At 65.5% G+C, this 11,357-nt stretch carries 10 protein-coding genes and 2 pseudogenes; 11 read left to right on the plus strand and 1 reads right to left on the minus strand.

Going from position 1 to position 11,357, the window contains the following annotated elements; all coding sequences use genetic code 11:
• Window positions 1–37: 37 nt before the first annotated feature.
• From LRS12_RS00130 to LRS12_RS00180, 11 genes and pseudogenes are all read left to right on the plus strand, one after another.
• The gene (locus LRS12_RS00130; RefSeq protein WP_257842741.1) at window positions 38–433 is read left to right on the plus strand and encodes a flagellar biosynthesis repressor FlbT; all 396 of its coding nucleotides are present in this window, start codon (window positions 38–40) and stop codon (window positions 431–433) included.
• Window positions 434–444: 11 nt separating this feature from the next.
• Window positions 445–1,781, plus strand: a pseudogene (gene fliI, locus LRS12_RS00135) (flagellar protein export ATPase FliI).
• Window positions 1,765–2,202: a hypothetical protein gene (locus tag LRS12_RS00140; protein ID WP_257842742.1), complete on the plus strand. Its 438-nt coding sequence runs from the start codon at window positions 1,765–1,767 to the stop codon at window positions 2,200–2,202. The pseudogene fliI and the gene LRS12_RS00140 overlap by 17 nt, the downstream one beginning before the upstream one ends.
• Window positions 2,202–3,170 carry a peptidoglycan-binding protein gene (locus LRS12_RS00145; protein ID WP_257842743.1) on the plus strand — a complete coding sequence of 323 codons (969 nt, stop codon included), beginning with the start codon at window positions 2,202–2,204 and terminating at the stop codon, window positions 3,168–3,170. Before LRS12_RS00140 ends, LRS12_RS00145 begins: the two co-directional genes overlap by 1 nt.
• Before the next feature lie 87 nt (window positions 3,171–3,257).
• Window positions 3,258–3,737 (plus strand): annotated as a pseudogene (locus LRS12_RS00150) (protoglobin domain-containing protein); the annotation flags it as partial.
• A gap of 328 nt (window positions 3,738–4,065) precedes the next feature.
• Complete coding sequence (locus LRS12_RS00155) at window positions 4,066–4,605, plus strand: methyl-accepting chemotaxis protein (RefSeq protein WP_257842744.1); 540 nt, start codon at window positions 4,066–4,068, stop codon at window positions 4,603–4,605.
• A gap of 137 nt (window positions 4,606–4,742) precedes the next feature.
• The gene (locus LRS12_RS00160; RefSeq protein ID WP_257842745.1) at window positions 4,743–5,774 is read left to right on the plus strand and encodes a sigma-70 family RNA polymerase sigma factor; all 1,032 of its coding nucleotides are present in this window, start codon (window positions 4,743–4,745) and stop codon (window positions 5,772–5,774) included.
• Window positions 5,775–5,802: 28 nt separating this feature from the next.
• Complete coding sequence (locus tag LRS12_RS00165; protein WP_257842746.1) at window positions 5,803–6,279, plus strand: hypothetical protein; 477 nt, start codon at window positions 5,803–5,805, stop codon at window positions 6,277–6,279.
• Between the two features lie 77 nt (window positions 6,280–6,356).
• Window positions 6,357–7,457: a helix-turn-helix domain-containing protein gene (locus LRS12_RS00170; protein WP_257842747.1), complete on the plus strand. Its 1,101-nt coding sequence runs from the start codon at window positions 6,357–6,359 to the stop codon at window positions 7,455–7,457.
• Window positions 7,458–7,565: 108 nt separating this feature from the next.
• Complete coding sequence (locus tag LRS12_RS00175; protein WP_257842748.1) at window positions 7,566–10,214, plus strand: PAS domain S-box protein; 2,649 nt, start codon at window positions 7,566–7,568, stop codon at window positions 10,212–10,214.
• Window positions 10,214–10,828: a response regulator transcription factor gene (locus tag LRS12_RS00180; RefSeq protein ID WP_257842749.1), complete on the plus strand. Its 615-nt coding sequence runs from the start codon at window positions 10,214–10,216 to the stop codon at window positions 10,826–10,828. The genes LRS12_RS00175 and LRS12_RS00180 overlap by 1 nt, the downstream gene beginning before the upstream one ends.
• Before the next feature lie 46 nt (window positions 10,829–10,874).
• Here the strand turns inward: LRS12_RS00180 and flaF are convergent, their stop codons facing one another.
• On the minus strand, window positions 10,875–11,234 hold the full coding sequence (gene flaF, locus LRS12_RS00185) for a flagellar biosynthesis regulator FlaF (protein WP_257842750.1): 360 nt from the start codon (window positions 11,232–11,234) through the stop codon (window positions 10,875–10,877).
• Window positions 11,235–11,357: the final 123 nt, after the last annotated feature.

The raw sequence follows: 11,357 nt of genomic DNA on the forward strand, positions 1-11,357 counted from the left end.
CTATGAAAGCAGCAACGCACAATACGAGGACGTGACGATGCTGCGAATTTCCCTGCGCGATGGAGAGGCTCTGGTGGTCAATGGCGCCATGTTGCGCGCCAAGGGTCGCACCGAGCTGGTGATCGAGAACAAGGTCGCGCTGCTGCGCGGTCGCGAGATCATGTCGGCCGAGGAAGCCACCACCACCGCACGCCGCCTCTATCACGCGACGATGATGGCATATCTGGGCGACGAGCCTGAGGCGCACAAGAACCAGGTGATCGACGAGCTGACGCTGCTGATTCCCGCGATGGCGACCGACGAAGGCCGCGCGGCGTGCGTGCGCTTTGCCCGACAGGTCGCCGAGGGCAGCTATTATCGCGGGCTCGGCACATGCCGCACGCTGATCGAACTTGAGGATGCGGCCGCCGCTCCGGCAGACGAAGCCGCCTGAGACCTCGGGCAATGCACAGCCTGTCCTCCGCCGCCCGCACGATCGCCGCACTGCCGCTGGAAAAGCGGCACGGGCGCGTGACCGCCGTGCGTGGCGCGCTGATCGAGGTCGAGGGCCTTGCGGGTGCCGCGCAGATCGGCGCGCGGATCGATATCGAGACGCCGGAGGGGATGATCCCTTCGGAAGTGACCGGAATCGAGGCCGGCCTTGCCCAGTGCATGCCGTTCCGCGAGCCACAGGGATTGCGGTCTGGCACCATAGCCTGGCTCCACCCCGGCGCGCTGTCGCTCCGTCCGTGCGACGCCTGGCTCGGCCGGATGGTCGATGGGCTGGGCCGCCCGGTCGATGGCAAGGGCGAGTTGCCACTGGGCGCGACGCGCCAGCCGATCAAGGCCCCCCGCCCCCCGCCGCATCGCGCGCCCGCGTTGGCGACCGGATCGAGACCGGGGTACGTGCGCTGGACCTGTTCGTACCGCTTTGCACTGGCCAGCGGCTGGGTCTTTTCGCAGGCTCGGGTGTCGGAAAGTCGGTGCTGCTCTCGATGCTCGCCCGCTGGACGGAATGCGATGTCGCGATCATCGGCCTGATCGGCGAGCGTGGCCGCGAAGTGCAGGAATTCGTCGAGGACGATCTGGGGCCGGAAGGACTTGCCCGCAGCATTGTCGTCGTCGCGACGTCGGACGAACCCGCGCTGATGCGCCGTCAGGCCGCCTGGACCACCCTCGCGCTTGCCGAACATTTCCGCGACCGGGGCTTGCGCGTGCTGTGCCTGATGGACTCGGTCACGCGCTTTGCGATGGCACAGCGCGAGATCGGTCTGGCCAATGGTGAGCCGCCCGCGACGCGCGGCTATACCCCCACCGTCTTTGCCGAGCTGCCCCGGCTGCTCGAACGCGCCGGTCCCGGCCTGCCCGGACAAGGGTCGATCACCGGGCTGTTCACCGTGCTGGTCGATGGCGACGATCATAACGAGCCGGTCGCCGATGCGGTGCGCGGCATCCTTGACGGTCACGTCGTCATCACCCGGCGCATTGCCGAGCGCGGACGCTATCCCGCGATCGACCTGCTCAAGTCAGTGTCGCGGACCCTGCCCCGCTGTTTGAACGAGGATCAGAACTCGACCCGGCTCGCCGCGCGGCGCGTGCTCGGCACCTATGCCGATATGGAAGAGATCGTGCGGCTCGGCGCGTACAAGGCCGGGTCGAACCCCGAGGTCGACCGCGCCGTCGCGATCGCGCCGCAGATTGAGGCACTGCTGACCCAAAGCAAGGGCGATCGCGGCCACGCCGATCAGGCCTTTGCCGATCTGAACGCACTGGTGGAGGAAGCGCATGCGCACGCCCTATGACGCCGCGCTTCGCGCGCTCGACCGCGACATGGATGCCCTCAAGGGGCTGATCGCCGACGCGACGATCCGGCTCGACGAGATGCAGTCGCTGCACGAGGCGCTGAGTGCCAAGATCGTGCGCGAACGCCAGCTGAGCGCAATCGACTGGCAACTTTATGCCGACGCCTATCTCGAACGCGCCCGCGCCGAGCGCCGTCGGCTGGAGCAATTGCGCCACGATGCCGAAGTCGAGCTTGCCATGCTGCGCCGTCAGGCCGCGCAGCAATATGCGTCGATGAAAGCGATCGGCAATGCCGCCGACCAGTACAAGGCCGAGGCCGAGCGCGTCGCTCAGACCGCCGAGCAGACGATGCTCGACGATCTGACCGCCGCCCGCTTTGTCCGGCGCGCGCGCGAAATGCGCAGGAGCATCCGTCGATGATGACGATCCACACCCGTCCGCTCGGCTCGCCCGACACCGCCGCGACCGCCGCCGCAATCCACCGCAACGCGCTGGGATCGGCCCAGAAGCGGCTGTGGCAGGCGGCGATGGGCACGGTGATGCCCGACGCCGAGGCGAAGGTGCCGCAGAACCCCGACATGGAGAAGCTCGACCTCGACGCTCTGCTCGAACTGGCGGGCCGTGCGACCCAGCCACGTCCGATGGCGGCGGTGCTGCACAGCCCCGACTACCGCTCCCAAATCCGCGACCCCGACTTGCGATCGGTCGAGGCGAGCACGCCCGTCATGGGCGAAATCGCGCTCGATCCCGCACGGCTCGGTGCCAATGCCCGGCACGCACCCGCGCTCGAGCGCGCGGCGGACCGCACCGGCATTCCGGCCACTGCGCTCGCTGCGATCGTCAATGCCGAAGCGGCGAAGGACAGTGCGGGTCAGTGGAATATCTATTCGCGCAACAGCCGCTCGTCAGCGGCTGGCCTTGGCCAGTTCCTCAGCCGCACCTGGGAAGGGATGGCCGAGACGCGCGGCACCTGGCTCAACCAGACGGCGCAGGCAAAGGGCTGGCTCGACCGGTCCGGCCAGGTTCGCCCCGCCGCGCGCGCCGAGTTGCTTCAGCTGCGCTACAATGCGACGGCGTCGATCGAGACGACCGCCGACTATGCGCGGGCAAATCTGAAGACGCTCGAGCGGTCGGGGGTCGCCACCGGCGAGGATGCCTCCGCTGTCGCTCGCACCGCGTATCTCGCCCATCATCTGGGCCCTGGCGACGCGATCAAATACCTCAAGACCGGATTGACCGACGAACGCGCAGGGCTGTTGCTACGCGCCCAGATCGGCGGCGGGCGCGCCAGCCAAGCGATCGCGCGCACCGGCGACGCCAGCGCGGCGCACCGCGCCTGGCTGGACAATTATGTCGGCAGCCGGGTGCGGCCGGAGCGCTTTGCTTAACAGCTAAGTAAGAACGCGGATGCCGACCGGGCGACCGGGGATTCTCCTATATGGGTAGGAACTCCGTCGGGATGAAAGGGTCCTGAAATGTCCGTCAGCGCCGAACTTGTCGAACGTCTAGCCTTTGCCGGTTTCACCGATTCGCAGCGCGCCGCGCTGACCAAGTTCATGCCGACGCTGGAGCGCGAGCTTCCGGGCATCCTCGACAAATTCTACGCAAACCTGCGCGGCTGGCCCCAGCTCGCGGCGATGTTCAAGGGCGCCGAGGCCATGCCGCGCGCCGCGAACGCCCAGGCGGCACACTGGAAGATGCTGTTCAGCGGCCGGTTCGACGACGCCTATGTTGTGTCGGTCAAGAAGATAGGCCTGATGCACAGCAAGATCGGGCTCGACCCGCGCTGGTATATCGGCGGCTACACCTTCATCCTGCGCCATCTGTTCGACCTCGCCGCACGCAGCACCTGTCGCTCGCTGAGCGGCGCCGGAGCGGCGCGTACGGCGGACCTGTGCACCGCGATCAACATGGCGGTGATGATCGACATGGATCTCGCCATCTCCTGCTATATCGCCGAGAACAAGGTCGCCTATGACCAGAAGCTCGCCGCGCTCGCGGAGGACTTCCAGGCACAGGTCGCAGGACTTGTCGACCAGTTGAGCGTCGCGTCGAACGAGCTGGAAGCCAGCGCCCAGTCGATGACCGCCAATACCGGCGAGGCAAACAACCGTGCGCTTGCCGTCGCGGCCGCCGCCGAACAGGCCAGCGCCGGGGTGCAGACCGTCGCATCGGCCGCCGAGCAGTTGTCGGCATCGATCCAGATGATCGCGGCGCAGGTTACCAGAATCGACCCACACCACGCAGCGGGCCGTGACCGACGCCGAGCAGACCGACCAGGTCGTGCGCGCGCTCGACGAAGCTGCGGAGCGCATCGGCACCGTGGTCGGTCTGATCGGGCAAATTGCCGGCAAGACCAACATGCTGGCGCTCAACGCCTCGATCGAGGCGGCGCGTGCGGGTGAGGCCGGCAAGGCGTTCGAGGTCGTGGCAGCCGAAGTGAAGGCGCTGGCAAGCCAGACCGAACGGATGACGGAGGATGTCGAGGGCCAGGTCCGCGAGATCCAGGACGCGACTCGGCGCGCGGTTGCGGGACTTGGAAATATTACCGCGACCATCGGTCAGGTCGCCGAAATCAGCACCAGTATCGCAAGCGCGGTTAACCAGCAGAATAGCGCCACCGCCGATATCAGCCGCAACATCCAGCAAACCGCCCAGGCGGCGCATGAGGTGTCCGCCAACATCGTCGGGGTCAGCCAGGCGTCGGAAGCCACTGGAACCGCGGCAAATCAGGTCTTCTCCTCCGCGAGCTCGCTGTCGGGCCAGGCCAGCACCCTCTCCGCCCAGGTTCACCGTTTCGTCAGCCAGGTGCGCGCCGCCTGAACGAATATGGTTACCGTATTTCTACTTATTGTGGAATTACGTATAGGAGTGGTTTACTCCTATTTACCGCAATCGGCGATCATTCCCCTGTAGCCGGAGCAAGCACTGCACTGGCGAAGACGATCGAGGGGACGATCATGTCGAACACCACTGCCGCGCTCGAAGTTGCTGTTGCCGCTGTCATCGAGAACATGGCCAAGGACGGCCAGACGCAGACCAACCGCCAGCGCGTCTATGGCGAGCGGGCCTTTGCCCAGGTGCTCAAGCTGCTCGCCCCGCGCATCCGCCACTTCATCCGCCAGTATGGCCTTGCCGGCCACTGGGACGATGCCGAGCAGTGCTGCGCGATCGGTGTTCACCGTGCGATCCAGGCCTATGACTCCGAGCGCGCCCAGTTCACGACCTTCGTCAACTGGCAGCTGCGCGGCGAGCTGCAGAGCCTCCGCTTCCGCGTCATGACCGACCAGCGCCCCTCGGCGAAGAAGGTCGAAGCCACCACCGTCTCGCTGCATGCGATGAGCCTGGGTGCCGAGGGCGAGGCCAATACGCTGGAGAGCATGGTCGAGGACGAATACGCCCTTGAGCGCACCGAGGCCGCAGCCGGCGAGCACCTCGCGATCAAGACCCGTGAAGCGCTGCTCGACGCCTATGTCGATCATCTGCGCGGCGTCGCGATGGAGCAGCTCAGGCGCCGCGCCCGCAATACCCGGTCGGTGCAGGTTCAGGATCCGCGCCTTCCCCGTTATCGCGCCGGTGCCGCGATCATCGATCCGGCTGAAATCGCCGAGCTCGAGGAGAAGCTGGAAGCGCAGCGCCGCACCGTCGCGCGCCGCCTGTCCGACGATGCCGCCGATATCGAGGTGGAGGCCGATCCGCAGGAGCGTGAGCGTCAGCGTCAGGTCGCCAAGCGCGCCGCCAAGACGATCGCAGACATCGCCGCCAACGATCCGCGCTTCGGCGGCATGTTCGAACGCCCCGCCGCGACGCCGCGCCGCCGCGCGAGCGACAAGGTCGAGACGCCCGCCGTCAGCGTCCTTCCCGATCACAATGCGCCGCACAACCGGCTCAGCCGCGTGATCGCGGTCACCCCGACACCTCAGGAGGCCCCAGCCGTCGAGCTGGACGAGCGCGAAATCGCGCTGGTCCCCGGCAGCACCCGTTCGCGCTGAGTCGAAATCCGTGATCCGCGAGAGCACTATGACCGCTCAGGGCAGCGCCGACGGCCTCATGCCGTTCATCGATCCGGGCCTGGACGACCTGTCCCGGGAATTTTGTCACAACGCCCGCTACTGGCTTGACCATTCGGGGCACCTGATTGCGATCTGGGGCATTGGCACCAACGGCAATTTCGGCGCGAGCTGGGATCGCTGGCTGAAGCGTCACGACATCGCCGCCCAACGCAATGCGCGGTCGTGCGAACGGCTCGCCCGGCAATTGCTGGAACGTGTCCGCCAACGCTGGCCAGTTGGAATGGCTCCCAACAGCATCGGCCTGATCACCGACGGCACCGGCGTCGCGGTAGCACCGGAAGATCCCTGGCCGCTCGCGCCGGGCTGGCTCGACCGTCGTATCGCCCGCCCGGGGAGCCTCGTCGCGCTGCGTCGCTTTGACCCCTCCGGCAATTGGGCACTGATCTCGCACCCGCCTCGCTCGACCGCGCGTCAGGCCGGATAGTTCTTTCAATTCAATATGCTTGGAAGCGTCTGGGATGCCTGCTATCCTATATCCATCGGGATATAGGAGACCGAGATATGGACGCGCCCGTCAAGCTTTTGGCTGCGACCGGTCCGGCCAATGTGCCGGTCGACCCCTATCGTGGCTTCGTCTTTCCCAACCATATCCGCGACTATCGCCGCCGTGCAGGCCACCAGAAGCTGATCGGCCTGTCCCACCGGCTGCCCGGTATCACCTATATCCGCCTGTCCAAGATCGAGCGCGGCGAGGTGACGGCGCGGGCGCATGAGCTGGTCGAAATCGCCAACGTCCTCGGCGTCGCGCCCGACGCACTGCTGGTCGACGTCGACGCCGACGGGTTCTCGATCGAAAGTTGGGCGACCCCGTTCGTCAACATGCCGATGCTGGATCTGGAGCGCGAACGCTTCGCGGTCCTGCTCGCCGCTGCGGTTCGGCACTTGCGCTCAACCGATCGTGGGCTGACGATCCAGATGATCGCCGAGCGGTACGAGATCGCGCCGGTGAACCTGTCGCGCATCGAGAACGCTCAGCGCAGCTTCGAGGAATGGAACGCGCCCACGCGCCAGGCAATCGCCGCCCTGTTCGACACCGCGAACGAAACGGCGCTGCGGGCGCGGATCGATCAGTTGCACCGTGCCGGCGATCTCGACCCCTGGATGTCCTCGGTCAGCGACCCAGCGGAGCGCATGCGCCGCACGCGCGAGCGGATCGCAGCTTTGCGCGCCGAACTTCGCGGCGAGGCCGTCACCCCGGAGGCCTCTGCCCCGCCTCATCCGGGGGCCATGCCCGACAGCATGGCGACAATCCCGGTGCGTGGCCTTGCCGGCGCGGACGGGCTGATCCTCGATCAGGAGACTGGCGAGCGGGTTCAGGTACCGCCAGGGTGTGGCGCGCACGTCATCGCGTTGCGGCTATGCCGCGCAACATTGGGCGCGGGGCTGCCCGGTCAGGCGATTCTCTTCATCGACCCTGATCGCTATCCGATCGCCGGCGGCCTGGCCGCAGTGCGCGAGCCCGGCGGCTTTCGTATCCTGGCGGTTGCGACCGGAATGGATGGCACCTTGACGGGACACAGCCTGTTTCCACAAAAATCCCTTCATATCAGTGAGTTAAATCAAGACACAGCCCATGCTGTCGTCGCCGCACGCTTTGTGTAAGCGGTTGTAACCTCATCCATTATGGGTAAGACTGTAGGCCTGAACCGCGTTGAGGCTGTAATGGGGGAAGCGTGACGCCAAACGGTCTCTGGTTCCCAAGGGGGGTCGTTGCGCGGCCGCGTGGCTGCGGGCTGTTTCGTCGCGGCGGGCTTGATCTGCATCATCGGCATATTGGGGTGGGCACTGGACGTACCGGTGATGCGCTCGCCCCTGCCCGGCTTCGCTGCAGCCTGGCCTCCTGCGCTGGCCACCAATCTATTGCTTGCCGCCACGTTGCTTGCGCTCAGCGTGCGCAATCGCGACTGGGTGCCGCCGACGCGCGCCGGAGCGGTGGGCATCGCGGTGACGCTGCTCGCGCTGCAACTGCTCGCGCTGTCCCTGTTTACGGACATCGGCGGCAGCCCGGTGTCCTGCATGCTGATCCTTCTGCTCGGCGTGGCGACGATCATCCTGTTCCGCAATGATCGCGAAGGCGCGCCGATCGCCGCCCTTGTCGCGGCGCTGGTCATCAGCTTTGCATTGCTGTTGCTGGCCGGACAGATCCTGGCGACCGAAGTCCGCGGCGGTCTGGTCCAGCCCTGGCATATTCCGATCCTGACCAATGTCGCCGAACTGCTGCTGGGTGTCGGGCTGCTGCTCACCGCCACCGATCGGGCGCTGTCCGGCTATCAGGCGGGGAGCGACGAGGAGTGGCCGATGCCGCTGCGCGCGGTCCCGGCGCTGATGGTTGCGCCCGCACTTGTGCTTGCCGTGGACCTGGTCTTTTTCGGCGACCGCGACTTCCCCGAAAGTGCCGAAATCTGGGGAATGCTCGCCAATACGCTGATCGTCGGATCCGTGCTGCTATGGGCAATCGCGCGGCTGACCCGCCAACGATCGACGCTGCGCATCTATGCCCAGACGCTGGATGCCCAGCCGATCGCGATGCTCGACGCCGACGGTCGCATCATCCATTGGTCGAAGGGGTGCGAGGCGCTGTACGGGTTCACCGAAGACGAAGCGATCGGCCGGATCAAGACGGACCTGCTCCACAGCCGCGCGGCGGAAGGTGCCGATGCCGGCGCGACACCTGACCCCGGCGCAGGCGCGTGGCCCCAACGTCGTCTGGTCCAGATCACCCGGGACGGGCGCGAGCTTCAGGTTCTGGAACATGAGCAGCAGGTCGAGGACCGCCTGCGCGGCAGCGTCACCGTCCTGTCGGCTACCGACCTGAGCCCATTGTTGCGTGCGGAGAGTGCAACGGCAGAGAGCGACGTGCGGCTGCTGCTCGCGGCCGAGGCGCACAAGATCGGTATCTTCGAATGGGAGGTCGCAACCGGCAAGCTGAACTGGTTCGCCGATACCGAGCCGCTTCTGGGCCTGCCTTCCGGGACACTCGGCGATTATGACAGCTGGCAGCAGGCGATCCTGCCCGAGGACCGCGACCTGTTCGCCAAGCGCCTCGACGCGGCGGTATGGGCGAAGGCGGACCAGATCAGTTTCTTCTATCGCCTGCGCCTGCCGGACGGACTGGTGCGCGCGATCGAGGGGTCGGCGCGCTGCTTCTATGACGACGACGGTCACCTTGCCCGCATCGTCGGCGTCAATATCGACGTCACCGATCGCGTGCAGCAGACGACGCAACTCGCCGCGCGTGAGGCGCAAATGCGATCGATCCTGGAAACCGTTCCCAGCGCAATGCTGGTGATCGACATTCATGGACGGATACTGAGCTTCAGCCCGGCCGCGGAACGGCTGTTCGGCCATGCCGCGAACGATGTGATCGGCTCTAACGTGTCGATCCTGATGAACGACGATTTCGGCCTTCGGCACAACTCGTTCCTCGAACGCTATCTGTGCACGGGCGAGCGTCGGATCATCGGGCGGCCGCGCATCCTGACCGCCTTGCACGCCGATGGCAGCGAGTTCCCGATCGAGCTGCATGTCGGAGAAGCGGTGTATGAGGACAATCGCGTCTTCACCGGATTCATCACCGACCTGTCCGAACGGTTGCGCGGCGAGGAGCGGCTGGAGCAACTGGCGAACGAACTGACGCAGATCGGGCGGATCAACGCGATGGGCGAGCTTGCCGCCGCGCTTGCGCACGAAATCAACCAGCCGCTCGCCGCCATCGCCAACCATATCGCAACCGCCGAAGTCATCCTGGAAAGCGATGAGGTTCCCGACCCGATCTATGAACGCCTCCTCGCCCAGCTCTGCACGACGCGCGAGCAGACGTTGCGCGCGGGCGAGATCATTCGGCGGCTGCGCGATTTCGTATCGCGCCGCGATGTCGACCTGCGCGTAGAAGCGGTCGAAACTGCAATTCGCGAGGCCAGCGCTTTGGTACTTGTGGGAACGCAGCGATTGGACGTATCGGTAGCCTATGATCTTGCACCAGAGGCGCCGTACATGTTCGCCGACAAGATCCAGATCCAACAGGTTCTGGTCAATCTGATGCGCAACGCGCTGGAGGCGTTACGCGCAACCGCGGCAGACCAGCGCAGCATTCGCGTCGCGACCCGTAAGCTGGACGGCGACCGTATCGAGTTTTCGGTGTCCGACAATGGACCAGGTCTGGCGAAACCGATTCTCGAACAGATGTTTCTTCCGTTCAATTCCACCAAGGGTGAGGGCAGTATGGGTATTGGCCTGCTGATCTGTCGCAGGATCGTGGAAGCGCACGGGGGAACGATGTCGGCGCAGAATAACGACCAGGGCGGCGCCACATTCCGCTTTACAGTCCCGGGTATCGAGCGGAGTTTGGGGGAGGAGTGATGCAGAGCGTATATATCGTCGACGACGACCAGGCCGTCCGTCAATCGCTGCACGGATTGCTGTCCGAACGCCCCAATCTGGTGATCCGCGTTTTCGCATCGGGCGATGCGTTTCTCGACAATATCGAACCGAGCGACGGCGGCGTGCTGCTGCTCGACTTCCAGATGCCGGGACGCAACGGGATTGAGGTCATGCGCGAGCTGCAGGACCGCACCGCCAAGTTCCTCACGATCATGTTGACCGGCCAGGGTGACATTTCGCTCGCGGTCCAGGCAATGAAGGCGGGCGCGACCGACTTTCTCGAAAAGCCCTATGACCCCCATCATCTCCTCAATCTGCTGGATGAGGCGTTCGCGCGGTTCAGCGAGACCAGTGGCATCGCCGAGCGGCGCGAACAGGCGCGCGAGCGGATCGCCCGTTTGTCACCGCGCGAGCATGAAGTGCTGATGGGCCTGATCGAAGGGCGACCGAACAAGGTGATCGCACATCAGCTCGACCTGTCACCGCGCACGGTGGAAATCTATCGCGCCAACATGATGGAAAAGCTGGACGTCAGCAGCCTGTCCGAAGCGCTGCGCCTCGCTTATGCTGCGGAGGTTGCTGCACCGGTGTAGCGTTCGATCAACTCAGCCGCTTCGACACCGGCCCGCTAAAGGCGGATCACGCCGCCATCCGGCCTTCGCCGAGTCCTTCGAGCAGCGAGCGGTTGACCTCGATCAAAGGCTCGATCGACTCGCGACCCTTCATCACTTCGCTCGCATGGCGATTGACCCACAGAGCGATCGAAATGATCGACGCCCGCAGCGCATCGGGAAGTCCGTTGCCGGGCGCGCCACAGGCGCTGGCGAACGTGTCCCACATCTCGCGGTTCCAGTGCAGCACGTCCATCAGCTTGCCACCGGCATAGCCCAGGTCGCGCGCCTCCATCAGCGCCGCGGTAACGTCACGGATCAATCTTTGTTCGGTGGCGCGGGGAGTTTCGACGAGCGTGCGGGCACGTTGATAGGCGCTAAGCGACATGCAGATTCCTCGTTCGCGTTTGCCTCTATCTAGAAGCTTTGCTGCCGCTTCGGTCGCGCTCGAGACATTGCGTGTGGTAAATACGTAAAAGATCACAGCTGCGTCCGCCGCCCCTGCCCCCGG

The sequence above is a fragment of the Sphingomonas sp. J344 genome (assembly GCF_024700005.1).
In the GTDB taxonomy this organism is placed as follows: domain Bacteria; phylum Pseudomonadota; class Alphaproteobacteria; order Sphingomonadales; family Sphingomonadaceae; genus Sphingomonas.